At 62.9% G+C, this 14249-nt stretch carries 13 protein-coding genes; all 13 read right to left on the bottom strand.

The window, feature by feature from the left end; all coding sequences use genetic code 11:
• Positions 1-34 precede the first annotated feature (34 nt).
• Positions 35-520 carry a rod shape-determining protein MreD gene (gene mreD / locus I6L48_RS05530; protein WP_010672635.1) on the bottom strand — a complete coding sequence of 162 codons (486 nt, stop codon included), beginning with the start codon at positions 518-520 and terminating at the stop codon, positions 35-37.
• A complete protein-coding gene (mreC, locus tag I6L48_RS05525) occupies positions 520-1428 on the bottom strand; it encodes a rod shape-determining protein MreC (RefSeq protein ID WP_029313545.1) in 909 nt (302 codons plus the stop codon). Before mreC ends, mreD begins: the two co-directional genes overlap by 1 nt.
• 41 nt (positions 1429-1469) lie before the next feature.
• Positions 1470-2510, bottom strand: coding sequence for a rod shape-determining protein (locus tag I6L48_RS05520; RefSeq protein WP_005308111.1), 1041 nt, complete (start codon positions 2508-2510; stop codon positions 1470-1472).
• A gap of 216 nt (positions 2511-2726) precedes the next feature.
• Positions 2727-7016 (bottom strand): DUF6701 domain-containing protein, encoded by a 4290-nt coding sequence (locus I6L48_RS05515; RefSeq protein ID WP_216987844.1) that lies wholly within the window; start codon positions 7014-7016, stop codon positions 2727-2729.
• 25 nt (positions 7017-7041) lie between these two features.
• Complete coding sequence (locus I6L48_RS05510; protein ID WP_232092727.1) at positions 7042-7509, bottom strand: MSHA biogenesis protein MshP; 468 nt, start codon at positions 7507-7509, stop codon at positions 7042-7044.
• Positions 7499-8356, bottom strand: coding sequence for a PilW family protein (locus tag I6L48_RS05505; RefSeq protein WP_216987843.1), 858 nt, complete (start codon positions 8354-8356; stop codon positions 7499-7501). The genes I6L48_RS05510 and I6L48_RS05505 overlap by 11 nt, the downstream gene beginning before the upstream one ends.
• Entirely contained in the window at positions 8356-8928 is a 573-nt protein-coding gene (locus I6L48_RS05500; protein ID WP_216987842.1) for a prepilin-type N-terminal cleavage/methylation domain-containing protein, read from the bottom strand. Before I6L48_RS05500 ends, I6L48_RS05505 begins: the two co-directional genes overlap by 1 nt.
• On the bottom strand, positions 8915-9397 hold the full coding sequence (locus I6L48_RS05495) for a Tfp pilus assembly protein FimT/FimU (protein ID WP_216987841.1): 483 nt from the start codon (positions 9395-9397) through the stop codon (positions 8915-8917). Before I6L48_RS05495 ends, I6L48_RS05500 begins: the two co-directional genes overlap by 14 nt.
• A 64-nt stretch (positions 9398-9461) precedes the next feature.
• Complete coding sequence (locus I6L48_RS05490; protein ID WP_041214309.1) at positions 9462-9920, bottom strand: prepilin-type N-terminal cleavage/methylation domain-containing protein; 459 nt, start codon at positions 9918-9920, stop codon at positions 9462-9464.
• 19 nt (positions 9921-9939) lie between these two features.
• Positions 9940-10599 (bottom strand): type II secretion system protein, encoded by a 660-nt coding sequence (locus I6L48_RS05485; RefSeq protein WP_041214308.1) that lies wholly within the window; start codon positions 10597-10599, stop codon positions 9940-9942.
• Between the two features lie 76 nt (positions 10600-10675).
• Entirely contained in the window at positions 10676-11134 is a 459-nt protein-coding gene (locus I6L48_RS05480; protein ID WP_216987840.1) for a hypothetical protein, read from the bottom strand.
• Between the two features lie 65 nt (positions 11135-11199).
• Positions 11200-12420, bottom strand: a complete 1221-nt coding sequence (locus I6L48_RS05475) for a type II secretion system F family protein (protein ID WP_103858947.1) — start codon at positions 12418-12420, stop codon at positions 11200-11202.
• Between the two features lie 47 nt (positions 12421-12467).
• The gene (gene mshE, locus I6L48_RS05470) at positions 12468-14180 is read right to left on the bottom strand and encodes an MSHA fimbrial ATPase MshE (RefSeq protein ID WP_029313535.1); all 1713 of its coding nucleotides are present in this window, start codon (positions 14178-14180) and stop codon (positions 12468-12470) included.
• Between the last annotated feature and the right edge of the window lie 69 nt (positions 14181-14249).

Raw genomic sequence — 14249 nt, 5'->3', positions numbered from 1 at the left:
ATGCGCAGTTACAATGCGTTGTTTTTATTCACATTCACTTGATATTGAAGCGACGCCGCACCTTGCGCAAGACCATAAAAATCCAGGGCCATATTAACATCGTCGTCAACGTCGACCAAAAGTAGGCGAAGTTGAGGCTGGCCCGGCTGAACAGATGCTCCGCCCAGAACACGGTGATCTTCCCCACCAGGGAGAGCAGACCGATGATCAGCGCCTGCTGCCAGAGGGAGAAGTTGCGGATCTTCTGGAACTGGAAGGCCGCCAGGTAGGTGGTGATGGCCATGGCCATGGCCCGCACGCCGAGGGTGCTGCCGAGCAGCACGTCCAGCAGCAGGCCCGCCACCCAGGCGGTGCCGACGTTGGTCCGGTGCGGCAGCGCCAGCGCCCAGTAGATGAGCACCATGGCGAGCCAGTCCGGACGGAAGGGTTCGAATTGAAAGGGAAGCGGCAGGATGGAGAGGCACAGGGCCAGCAGGATCGAACACCAGATCCAGATCCTGCCGCTGGCGGGTTGCAGCATCAGCGCGTCGCCCCCGCCGCCGAGGTTGCCGTGGCCGCCGAGGCGCTCGCCGCAGGCTCAAGGGCATCCTTGTCGTGTACTTCCGGTTTCTTGTCGGTCCACAGCAGCAGCAGGTAGCGCAGACGGTCCAGCGCCACCAGGGGCTTGGCCTCGATCTGGGCGAAGGGCTTGCCCTCCACGTAGTCGGAGCGGGTCACGGTCGCCACCGGATAACCTTCCGGGAAGCGGCCGCCCAGGCCCGAGGTGACCAGCAGATCGCCGACCTGGACGTCGGTGTTGCGGGGCAGGTTGCGCAGCTCCAGCTTGTCCAGCTCGCCGCTGCCGGAGGCGATGGCGCGCAAGTCGTTGCGCAGCACCCGCACCGGGATGCCGTGGCTGGAGTCGGTGATGAGCAGGACGCGACTGGTGGTGGAGCCCACGTGGAGCACCTGACCGACCACCCCCTGATCGTTGATCACCGGCTGGCCGTTGTAGACGCCATCCAGCGCCCCCTTGTTGATCAGCACCTGATGGCTGAAGGGGTCGGAATCCACCGACAGCAGCTCGGCCACCATCTTGCGGGACTCCTTGTGTACAGGCGACCCCAGCAGCTCGCGCAGACGCTGGTTCTCGTGCTCCAGCTGATCCATCTTGAGCAGGCGCGAGCGCAGGGTGAACAGTTGCTGCTCCTGCTGCTTGGTCTGCTCGATGAGATCGGCGCGGGTCTGCACCTGGGTCGACATGGTGTCGAGCAGGGTGCCGGGGGCGTTGGCGATGTATTGCAGCGGGCTCACCAGGGAGCTCAGATAAACGCGGACATGGCTGAACACACCGAAGCGGGAATCCGCGACGATGGCAGCGACGGAGATGATGACGGCGAGAAACAACCGTAACTGAAGCGAAGGGCCTCTACCGAAGATGGGTTTCATGAGTCGTCAAAAAAGAGCCGGCGCTCGGCCGGCTTTGGGTCTTATTCGTAGTGGAACAGATCGCCACCGTGCATATCGATCAGCTCCAGCGCCTTGCCACCGCCACGGGCGACACAGGTGAGGGGATCTTCAGCCACGACGACCGGGATGCCGGTCTCTTCCATCAGCAGACGGTCGATGTCCTTGAGCAGGGCACCACCACCGGTCAGCACCATGCCGCGCTCGGAGATGTCGGACGCCAGCTCGGGCGGGGATTGCTCCAGGGCCACCATGACGGCGGAGACGATGCCGGAGAGCGGCTCTTGCAGCGCTTCCAGGATCTCGTTGGAGTTCAGGGTGAAGCTGCGGGGCACCCCCTCGGCCAGGTTGCGACCGCGCACTTCGATCTCGCGCACCTCTTCGCCCGGATAGGCGGAGCCGATCTCGTGCTTGATGCGCTCGGCGGTGGCTTCCCCGATCAGGCTGCCGTAGTTGCGACGGACGTAGCTGATGATGGCTTCGTCGAACTTGTCGCCACCGATACGGACGGACTGGGAGTAGACCACGCCGTTCAGGGAGATGATGGCCACTTCGGTGGTACCGCCACCGATGTCCACCACCATGGAACCGGTCGCTTCGGAGACCGGCAGGCCGGCACCGATGGCGGCAGCCATGGGTTCATCGATCAGGTAAACCTCGCGGGCGCCGGCGCCCAGAGCGGATTCCTTGATGGCGCGACGTTCCACCTGGGTGGAGCCGCAGGGCACGCACACCAGCACGCGCGGGCTGGGGCGGAAATAGTTGTTGTCGTGAACCTGTTTGATGAAGTGCTGCAGCATCTTCTCGGTCACGTAGAAATCGGCGATCACGCCGTCTTTCATCGGGCGAATGGCGGAGATGTTACCCGGGGTACGACCCAGCATCTGCTTGGCGGCATGACCGACAGCAGCGACCGATTTGGCGTTCCCGCGCTCTTGGCGAATGGCGACAACTGAGGGTTCGTTAAGGACGATCCCTTGATCTTTTACATAGATCAGGGTGTTGGCAGTTCCCAAGTCGATCGACAGATCGTTGGAAAAGACGCCTCTGAGCTTTTTGAACATGGCTACGGGAAATCCTAAGAATTTGGAGGTGCAGAAAACCGGCTAACTTTACCAATGCCCACCCCAATGGGCAAGCGCTCAAACTGTCGCCAATCAATCAGGCGCGACAAAAATGCGAGTCATCACTCACCCGCTCAGGCCGACAAACACTACGAAACAAGGAGATAAGACGCCACTGTACAGCAATGCGTCTATCTCCCCGTGTCAGCCCGGGTGTCAGGGCATCACTTCGCGGCGATAAATAATTCTGTCATTACCCCGATCCCGGCCGAAAATGGCCATGCCCTCCAGACTGTCTGGGTCAGACAACCAGAGCGGACGCCGTCCAGGTTGCTGCTCTGACTCCGGTTGCTTGCTCAGATCGATCTTGAACGGAATGCGCACCGCCCTGTCCGGGGCAGCGAACTGTATGGAGATGACACCATCCTTCGCGCTCGCCACCATGGCGCCAGGGGCAACCGGGCCAAGACCGAGCCGGATCCGGGTGTTGTCATCCAATATCAGATCGCCACTTCCCTGATCGAAACGCTGGCTGCCATCGGTGAACTCGATGCCCCCATCTTGCAGGGAAAGGCGGGTACATTGATCAGCTCCCATGGCATGCCAGGCGCCCGCCTCGTGATATTGCAGTTGCAGCGGCACCGCCAGCCCGGCCGTTGCCACCCCTTGGCGGGTACCTGCCTGCACCCGGCCGAAGTACGCCTCCATGGGCACGTCATCGATCAGCCTGGCATTGCAGCCAGCGCCACTGCATGACCCCGGCTGCCCGTCGTTGAAGTCGGGATTGGCGATCAGTGTCTGCTCACCATCGTTGTCCTTCATATAAAGGCCAAACGACAGGGCCCGGTAGGGGCCATCTGGCTTGCCATCGGAGCGGCGAGCAAACTCGGTCGGCCCGTTGAAGTCGGCCTCCCCTGCCACCCAGGGCAGCGGTCCCAGGCTGCGTAACCGGGCGGAGAGCGACACCCCGTCCTTGTTGTTGGCCGCGCTCAGGTAGGCATCCCCCTTGGCAAACGCCTCCCTGTAGTTCAGGGTGGTCTCGCCAAACTGATTGCGGGCCTGGATCTGCAACTCCGCCAGGAAGGGTTGTCCCATATAGGAAAACGCCTCGCAGGCGGGGACTATGTTGCCACTCACCAGATTGAAGTCCACCGGGATGAAACGCCCCACAGGCACGCTGCTGGCGGCGGGTATGGTGTAGCCAAAGTAACCCAAGGTCGGTGGCGTCGCCGTCATCCGGAACACCCCGACTTCGTTGACCGACTGGCCGACGGAGTTGAGGTTGCTGTCCTTCTGGTTGGAGTGGTCGTAGCTGGACGTGCCGACCACCGCCCCTTCCCCTGGTTTGGGCGCCACCAGCTCGCTGCCGAGCGCAATATTGGCCAGCGTGAAGTTGGGGGTCGCCAGGTTGCCGCTGCACAGGTCCTTGTCATCATCCGCTTGCCAAGCCACCCCTTTGATATTCAGCTGGAACGCCTCACCGGTCTTCTTGAACACCGGACAACTGGCATCCCCTGCCGCGCAGGTCCCCTCGGTAGGCGTGATGCAGAGCCCGGCCGGGCGGCTGACGAACAGATCCGACCCCGTCATCACCAGCCCTGCGGTATCCCCGCTGCCATCGTGGCGGGCATTAAGCCGCATCTGGCCTGCATCCGGATAGCGAACACTCTTCAACGTCGCCTTGCCTTGACCATCGAAGGTCAAATTGAGGGTTGTCGCCGCTGGCGAGACTACATTGGCGGCATAAGTCGAAATCGTCTTGCCATCTATCGCCATCTGACTCCCGACAGAATTGTCATTCGGGGTGACATACGTTCCCCAGAAGCCGACCGAACGCTCACCGGTAAAACCGGGGACACACTGCTGGGTCGCATTGTCCTTTTTGACGGCACTGATCACTACATCTTGGGGCCTGTTGGCCAGGGTATCCGGCACATTGAACACGAAGCCGCTGTCGGCGAAGCTCAAGGTACAGGCGGCGGCGCTCAGGGCACCACTGCCGGCGCGGCACAGGGTGGTGCTCAGGGGTTTGGTGGACGGCGTCGAGCCGCTCACCCCCACTGTGATGGCCGTCGCCAGATTGTTGCGTAGCTGCAAGGTGGTCGTGCCGCCGCTGAAATTGACGGTGGCCGTGTTGCCGCTGTAGCTCACCTGGCTGCCGGCTATCCAGCCGTTGCTGCCATTCTTCAGGGGGGTCAGGACGGCGCTCACCGGGTCCGTGAACAGTTGGCTGCAACTGGCGTTGGCGCAGGCCCGGATGGTGAGGGTCTCGGGATTGCAGGTCAGGGCCTGACCGGAGTGATCGAACTCGAAGTGATCGATCTGGGCCCCCACCGGATTGGATTTGAGGGCGCAGATCCGGACGTTGTCGAGCTCATGGTAGTTCGTCACAGAACCGGTGGAGCCGGTGAGCGACAGCAGGAAGTTGGCGGGCACCGCCGCCTGCCCCGTCTGGTTCACCATATTGATGGGCCCCACCAGCATGGTGTAACCCGAGCCCGTGTTCCGCTCAACCGACGCAAGTGAACTGCCGGCAGTGCGCGAGTCAATGGTGATGCGGTAACGATGGGGGCGGTTGCCATTGGTTCCGCTGTCCACTGCCGGGCTCAGGTTGCTCGCCGTTCCCGCCAGATAGCGATAGCCCGAGGTCCCCGAACTGGCACCGGAGCCACGAATGGAAACGGCCTGAGGACGAGACCCGGGATTATAGGAGCCCCCCTCGTTGGCATAGTTGCCGTATTCGTCGATACCGACACCCATCCAGCCACCGGCAAAACCGCTGATCCCGGTCTTGAAGCCATAGCCCAGCGGGCCACCGAAGGCGCCTGGCTGGGGCGTGATCGTCGCATCGGAGAGCACCACCGCCATCCCGTCCGCCCCGCTCGAGCCGGAGGTCTTGTAGGCATACTGATCAAACTCGATAGTCACCAGATTGCTGGCCCCCGGGAAGAGGCGCTGGAAGGTCGCAGAGGTGGCCTGGTTGGTCGTATTCTGGGTCAGCCGCAGGCGACCGTTTTGCAAAGAGGGCAAGGTGCTGCCATTGCGTTGAGCCACCACCCAGTCGCTGCCAAGGGTGCTGGCGGAGAAGTCGTCGCTGAAACAGGTCAGTGGGTCTTCACACATGCCCGGCCAGTCGCCGTTGAAGGGCTCGTGGATCACCTTGCTGTTGTTGGTCATGGAGACGTTCACCGCCGACACGGCACCGGTCAGCACGGCCTGGCCACTCATGGCCAGATCCCCGGCGTTCACATAGAGAATGGCGTTGAGTTTGGTATTGCCGCTCATGGTGACCTTGCCGAAGTGATACATCATCAGGTCGTTGGCCTTGCCCCCGGCATTGACCTCCATCTGGTCGCTCAGGGCCAGATCGCTCTTGATGTACAACCTCGCGGCACTGCCGCTGTCAAAGATCAGCTTGTCGTTCTGGCCGAGCTCCATCTTGTCTATCCAGTGGTTGCCGCCACGAAAGTAGAAATTGATGTTGGAGGTGCTCTGGTGTTTGAACGTCTTGAGGTAGCGGGCCTGCAGATACCCGTTGAGGGTGCCGTTGCCGCTCACCTCCAGGGTCTGGTGAAGCAGAAGCGTCAGATCGCTGCGACTCCCCGCAGCGGAGATCCGGCTCTCGCTTTCCATCTTGAGTTCATAGACGGCCAGTGAGCTCTGCCCCTGGAAGGTCATGGCACTGTTGCTCTTCATCCCCAGGCTTTTGATGAACCAGTCCCCTGCCCCCATGAGCACGCTCTGGCCACTGGCTGAGACCTCCATGGTGACCTTGTCCAGGTAGTGCGGCTGGAAGACGGCAGTCCCGGTATTGCCATTGCCCGAGACCTCAAGGGTGCTGTAGACGGTGACCCTGGCGTCATTGAGCTTGCCCTGACTCGTCACGGTCAGATCGTTCACATGAAGGTCTCCCGACCCGGTGACGCCACTGTTGTATTCATTCTTGATGGTCATCTTCTGGGCATAGACGGTCGCCCCGTTGAGGTTGAGCATCGCCCCTTGGCTGATAGACAAGGTATCGAAGCGATAGGTCTGGCCCGATTTCAGGGTCGCCACGCAGCTGCTGCCCCCCCACGAGGCGCTCTTGTAGTCACCGGCAGCAGGGAAGATGGCCCCGTCGCAAGCGAGATCCTTTTTCCCGCTGTAGGAGGGGAAGCCCCCCGGGTTGGCCGGAAATGCGTCGGGGTCGCTGATGAAGGTCACATCCTTGAGCGGACTGGCAAGGGCGCCGCTGACGTTGCAATTGGAGACCCAGGTGTCGTTGTTCCAGAAGCCACCGTTGTTGCAGTTGGCGTTGGGCTGGATTTTTTGGGTCAGGAAGGGGTAACTGGCCCCCACTGTGGTGCTGATGATCTTGCTTTCATTGTTCATGCTCAGCACGCCGGGGGAGGCGTGGCTCTGCACCGGGAAAAGGAAGGCTTCTGTACACTGGCTGGCGGCCTGCACCGAGGTGGATCCCAGCAAGATCCACAACAGGGCGCCGCGAAGAGGCTGGCTGGACTTCATGGGGTCTGGCTCCTTGGCAGGGGGCTCATGGCGTCGCTCCATCAAAGGCTTCCGCCACCAGGGTGCGGCTGACGGCAAAATCGGGGTTCGGGCCGCTGCCGGCATCGGGCTGGCCACAGCGCCCTTCGCTGCTGAATCGGTATCCGGTCTGGGTCCCTCCGGCCGCACTCACCGTCACCCTGTTGCAGGTGATGCTGGCCTGACACCCGGCAAGCCCGGGCTCGGTGAAGTCGAGCGCTATGGGGACACACCGGCTGGCCTGCCCCTGCCACTCCCCATTGGGATAGAGCCGGTACAGTGCAACTTCGAGCCCGCTCTGGGCCGCCATCAGGGCACGCACGCCGCGCACCTCCACCGTGTGCTTCTCGCTGCTGTCCACCAGGAAACGCCCCATGGCCGCCGCCAGCAGGGCCATGATGACGATGACAAAGAGCGCGACCATGATGGCGCTGCCGCGCTGGTGCACCAGCCTGCGGGGGGGCCTAGGGAACATTGAGCGTCTCCAGCTTGTGGTTGAAGAGGACGCGCTCGCCGCGCTGCTCGAGATCCATCCGCAGTCCCACCTCGCTCTGGCTGAAGGCGGCGGGCTCCCGGTAGAAGTAATAGGACGCGGGGCGGATATGCTCGGCCATCAACCGGGTGGTCTCGCTGCTGCTCAGGGTGTCGTCCAGGGACTTGGCCATGCGCCAGAGGTTGCCCCCTCTCACGCAATAGAGCACCTGCTGGTTGGCAAAATAGATGCGCTGGCCCGGCGAGTCCTTGGCGAGCGCACCAGCCAGGGTCAGCGGCACGGCCCCGGAGACGGGAGTTCCTACCTCGGTCACTCTGGCAGTGCAACGCCCCTGCACACACCCCTTGTCCAGCGTGATGGTACTGCCAGAGGTCGTGTCAGGCAGCGGATAGATGATGGCCGTATCTTCCTTTGCCGGCATGGTGACAGGCTCGACGATGCGAAGCACTGTGCTGCTCGCCGTCTCCAGGTAGCGGCCAGCGGTGGCGATGGGCCAGAACCGCAGACAGACCCCCTGCTCCTGGGCACCGCCCCCTTCATCCTCGACCCGCACCGAACCGGGGACGGCGTCACGCACCTCACGATTGAGCCGCTCCAGGGCGAAACGGGCATCGCTCATCAGTTGCTCGCGGCGGCTGGCATCCCCGTAAATCTGGGTGCCGATGCCGATAAACTGGCTGGAAAATGTCGCCATCACCCCGAGCAGCAGGATCACCATCACCAGCTCCACCAGGGTGAAGCCCCCCTCACGCCCGGGTCGAACGCGGTAACAGGCGAGTCTGGCACATGGGTGTTCCCACGCGGCATCACGGGAATGTGGCTTGCCCATCAGTAGTTCCCCCGATAGAGGCCGAAGACCAGCTCGCTCCCGTCCGGCAGGCGCACGGTCAGGGTGATGCGCTTGCCGATGGACTCGACCCCCTCCCCCGCGCTGCCAAAGAGGGTGTCCGGCACCACCGCGATCTTCACCTGGTAACGCCGATACTCCTCCTCGCTGCTCGCGGCCGAGGCCTGGGTAAAGTAGCTGGCGTCCACCCAGCGGCCTGCCGTGTCGAAATCGTCCACGTCGTTGAACCCGTAGGGGCGGGTCTCGCCACCATCGGGGCCATAGTCGGCGCTCGCCGTGCAGGGGGGATAGACCACGGGAGGCGTGCCGGCGGTCTCACCGCAGCGAAAACGGCCGCCATTGTGATCCGAGTGCTCATCGAAGGATTTTTGCAGTACCTCGCTTAAGATCCGCTGGGCCAGCTGGGCGGCACGTACCTGCTGCACCGGGTCCACCGCCTGGGGAGCCTGATTGATAAGCAGCCCCAGGATGCCGGTCAGGGCGATGGCCAGCAGCACGATGCCGACCACGAACTCGACCAGGGTGAAGCCGCGGCGCGCCTTAGGGGATCGCATGGATATAGCCTTCCGGCTCGATGCGCAGCCGGGCACTCTCCTGGCCGCTGCTCACCGCCAGATTGCAGCCATTGACGCAGGTTGAGGGTGAAAGCGGACGGCCGCTGCGCTTGTCGAAATGGAATGTCCCCTGGGGGGAGAATTGCAGGTTGCCGGATGCCTGCACCAGGCGCCCGCGACTCTGCTCATTCCCACTCCAGCCCGAAATGGGGGCAGGCGCACAGCTCGCCCCGGTCAGATGGCCAAAACGCCCCGCCTCCACCACCAGCTGGGTGCAGCGCGCGTCCCCTTCCTGCATGTTCATGGTCTGCACCAGCCGCAGCCGGGCCACCAGCTCGTCACGCAGGGTATGGGTTTCAAAGCCGCCTTTGCCCAGCCACTTGGGCACGGCAAAGGCGGCCAGAATCCCGAGCAACAGGATCACGATCACCAGTTCAATCAGGGTGAAACCATCACTTCGTGCCGCCATGACACAGCACTCCTTGGGAGGAAGATGGAGAGAGACCCTCTCTCCATCTTGATTGAAATTGACCTTACTTACAGGCTGTCACTTCAGAGGTCGGCAGGGATACCGAAGTAGCCTGGGTATAAGTGACGAAGCAATCGGTCGCGGTGGAGGAAGAAATAGCGGCCGGGAAGATCAGAATGCTGCTTGCACCGGAAGTTTTATAGCTCCAGTCACCAGAGCTCAGCTCGAGCACTTTGGAAAGATCATCCTGGGTTGCCTTGGGGTAACCAAACGCGATCCCCACGTTGACACCATTGCCTATGTCCAGCGTTTCGGATTCGGCAGCGTCTTTACCTGCAATGACGGCTTTGCTGTACACCATGGCGCCAGCAGAATTCAGGGAGCCCTCAACGCCTTTCAGGGTAGAAGTGCGCGCATCATCCTGCAGATTCAGGAACTTGGGTGCGGCGGTGACCGCCAGAATGCCCAGAATGATGATCACGATGACCAGTTCGATCAGGGTAAAACCCGATTGCTTTTTCATTACGTCTTTCCTCGGTTTATCAATTGATATTGGTGGTCACCTGGCCGGAGGCCGGGCGATAACTGAAACTCATGAACGCATCCGTGCTCCCTTGCGGGTCCTGATAACGTCCATCACTTCCCTTGCTCAGGCTGTTGACCAGATAGTAACGGCAGACCGAATCCAGTCCATTGTTGCTCACCGTGGCATAGAACTTCAGGTCATTGCCGCTACCGCGCACCTCGTCAAAGCGGGCAGTAGCCTTGGGAGGATTCTGCAACAACCCCTCCCAAATATTGAGGCAGCGGGCCGCCGTCAGACTGGCCGGATCCACATCGGGCGTGCCGCTTGCTGCCGTGTCCATGGGATACCCGGGAGAGAGCTCGCCATTGCTGACCTGACTGTCGGTCGGCGTGGTCAGATAGAAACGCGAGCCGTCATAGAGCACGGTGTTGAGTCCATCCTGCCTGGCACGCCCTTCGGCCTCCCACTGGGCCCGCACCAGGGACACTCCGGTGGCGAAACCACCGGACACCCCTTCCACGCTCGCCTTCTTCGCCTCGTCGGTCACATCGAGAAAACGGGGCAAGGCGGTGACGGCCAGGATCCCCAGGATCACGATGACGATCACCAGCTCAATCAGGGAAAAACCGGCCATCCGGCCAAGCGCCCGAACGGGTCTCACTCTCTTTGCTGCCATGCTGCCTCCGTAATGGTCCGCATTATTTCATGCGGATAGAAAAAAATCATGTCAATGAAATACTTGAAGCACCCAATCAGGGGCGGGCCACCACCCGGCCATCGGTGAAGCTGTAGTGCAGCCAGTGCCCTTCCTGGCCGAATTCACACCCGCCACCCCCTTCGCTGGCAAGGGCCTGCCAGGATGAGAGCCCCTCATCGTGCCCCAGCAGGGCGAGCCAGAGCTGACGGCAATCGGCCGATGGCGACTGGCGCGGCAACACCGCCAGAGGCCAGCCCCGCTCATCGAACTGCCAGGCTGTGCCCTCGGCATGGAGCACCGACGGACGCCGCTCGTCGAGCCAGCGTCCGTGCAGGCGCTGGGCCCGCTGTGCGAACTGCTCACCGAGCAGGCTGGCGCTGATGGCCAGCGCCTCTTCCCTGTGGCTGCGATAGCTCATGACCAGGGCCGTGACGATGACCGCCAGCAGGATAAAGACGACGACCCGCCGATATCCCCCCAGCCAGTGCTCATCCTGCTCGGACTGTCTGCTCATGCTCTTTCATACCCTGTTCTCTGTGCCCGGCACGGGCGGCATCCGGATGACCGTGAAGATACTGCCTACTGGCCGCGAACAGCTCTCATCATGTCCCACATGGGAGTGAAGATACCCAGGGCCAGCACCAGTACCATGACCGCCACTATGCCGATGAGGATGGGTTCGATGCGGGCGGTGAGGCTCTTGAGGTCATAATCCACCTCACGCTCGTAATACTCGGCCGCTTCGTGCAGCAGCTCGTCCACCTGACCGGTCTCCTCCCCCACCGCGATCATCTGCATCACCAGAGGGGTGAAGAGGCCGCTGGCCCCGGCGGTGCGCAACAGGCTCTCCCCCCGCTCGATGCCGCCCCGCATGTCGCGGATCTGCCCCGCCATCCAGGCGTTGTCCACCGCATCGGCCACCAGGGTCAGCGCCGTGTTGAGCGGCACGCCGGCCTTGAGCATCATGGAGAAGCTGCGGGCAAAACGGGCAAGCAGGGAGCGCTCTATGATGGAGCCGACGATGGGCAGCCGCAGCTGCCATCTGTGCCAGGCCAGCCTGCCTTTGGTGGTGGCGACCCAGCGTCGCCAGCCGACGACGGCGCCCACCAGGATGGCGAGCAGCAGCCACCAGTAGTGAACGAAGAAGTGGGAGGTGGCCAGCAGGATCCGGGTCGCCAGCGGCAGCTCCACCCCGAACTTGGCAAACATCCCGGCAAAGACGGGGATCACCATGATGTTGAGGATCACCATGGCGACGGCGATGGCAATCAGCACGAAGGTGGGGTAGCGCATGGCGGTCTTGATCCGCTTGCGGGTCTCCAGCTCCAGATCGAAATAGTTGGCGAGCTGCAGGAAGGCCTCCTCCAGCTGACCCGTGTTCTCCCCCACGTGGATGATGGCCACGAAGAGGCTGCTGAACACCTTCGGGTGCGACTGCATCGCGCTCGACAGCGGCCGGCCGTTGGCCAGATCCTCCCCCAGGGCGTGAAGCGCCCGCTTGAGGGGCTTGCTGTGGGCGCTCTCCTCCAGCCCCGCGATGGCGCGCAGGATAGGGATGCCTGCACGGGTCAGGGCATACATCTGGCGGCTGAAGACCACCAGCTCCTCCAGCTTGACGCTCCCTTCCAGCAGCAGCGACCAGTCGATGCTGGCAGACCTGACCTTGCCGGCCTTCAGCTCGGTGGGCATCACCCCGCGGCGCATCAGCTGCTCGGCGGCGGCCAGCTCGCTGACCGCTTCCACCACGCCGCTGACGGCCTGGCCCTGGCTGTCACGCCCCTTGTAGGCAAAACGATTCATGGGCGACCCCGGCAGAGTGATTCAGTACGATCCAGATGCCTCATGCGTTACCCCAGGTCCTCGGCCAGCCGAAGCACCTCGTCCACCGAGGTGATCCCCTCGCGGGCATAGTCGAGCGCCGTCAGGGCCAGGGGGCGGTAGTGCTCGTGCGCCCGTGCCGCCCGGGCAAACCCCTCGGCATCGTTGCGGCGCAGGGCATCCATCATGGATTGATCCAGCTCCAGCAGCTCGTAGACCCCGATCCGGCCCGCATAGCCGGTGAAGTTGCAGCTCTGGCAGCCTCGTCCCTTGCGATAGCGATGCTGCCCCGGCGCTTCACCGGAGAGCACGGATAGCCAGGTGGCCTGTCCCTCGTCCGGCGCCGTCTCGCAGGCGCAGTGTTCACACACCCGCCGCACCAGGCGCTGGGCCACCACGGCCCGCAGGGCGCTCGCCACCAGATAGCCGGGCGCCCCCATGTCGATGAGACGCAGGGCGCTGGTCACGGCGTCGTTGGTGTGCAAGGTGGTCAGCACCAGGTGACCCGTGATGGCGCCACGCAGGCCGATCTCCACCGTCTCGTTGTCCCGCATCTCCCCCACCAGCAGGATGTCCGGATCCTGGCGCAGGGTGGAGCGCAGCACCTGGGAGAAGGTGAGCCCTATCTTGGGATTGACCTGCACCTGGCTGATGCGGGGCAGACGGTACTCCACCGGGTCTTCCACCGTGATGATCTTGTGGCTGGCCTGGTTGAGCTCGGAGAGGGCGCCGTAGAGCGTCGTGGTCTTGCCGCTACCGGTCGGCCCCGTCACCAGGATCATGCCGTGAGGGCGTTTGAGCTGACGACGGAAGCGGGTCAGGATGGCGGGGGGCATCCCGGTCTCGGCGAGCGACAAGATGCCGGAGGATTGATCCAGCAGCCGCATCACCACGGATTCCCCGTACTGCACCGGCATGGTGGACATCCGCACATCCACGTCGCGGCCGCGCACCTTCATATTAAAGCGGCCATCCTGGGGCAGACGCTTCTCGGAGATGTCGAGCCCGGCCACCAGCTTGAGGCGCAGCACCAGCGCCTGGGCGATGCGCACCTCGTTGAGGATGTTCTCGTGCAGCACGCCGTCGATACGCTGGCGAATGCGCAGCACCTTCTCGTCCGGTTCGATATGGATGTCGGAGGCCCCCACCTGTACCGCGTCCTCGAACAGAGAGCGCAGCAGCTTGGCCACCGTCGCCTCCCCCTCGTCGGCTGCGGCATTGAGGCTGCCGGCCCCCAGCTCGAAGCCGGTCTCCTGGTGCTCTTCGTGCAGTTGCACCGCGAAGTTCTCTATCTCCCGGGTGCGGCGATAGAGGCGGTCGAAATACTCCAGCAGCTGGCCTTCACGGGCCACGGCCAGCACCAGCTCCCGCGGGCTGAGCAGGGCAGCGATGGCGTCGAGGGCGCTCAGATCCGCCGGATCCGACATCACCACGGTGACCTTGTCATCGCTCAGGTTGACGGCCAGCGCCCGGTAGCGGCGCGCCTGCACCTCGGGCAACAGCGCCACGGCCGAGACGTCGATGGTGAGGTTGTTGAGATCGAAGAAGGGCACATCCAGCTGACGGGCGAGGAAGGTCAGCAGTTGCACCTCGCTGATGAAGCCGAGATCGATGAGGGTGGTCCCCAGCTTGCGGCCGGTCTGGCGCTGCTGCTGCAGGGCGAGCTGCAGCTGATCATCCGAGATGATCTGTTCCTGTACCAGCAGGTCGCCTAGGCGCATTTTCAGTCTGGGTTGTGCCATTGTTGCTCCGATCTCTGTTGCTTCACGCCCGCTGCCTTGTCCGATGGCATGGGCTCATCGAACAGCCGT

Source organism: Aeromonas sp. FDAARGOS 1418 (assembly GCF_019048585.1).
GTDB lineage: Bacteria > Pseudomonadota > Gammaproteobacteria > Enterobacterales > Aeromonadaceae > Aeromonas > Aeromonas caviae.
Note: the sequence above shows the minus strand (reverse complement) of the source record. Positions and strands in the feature narration are given on the sequence as shown.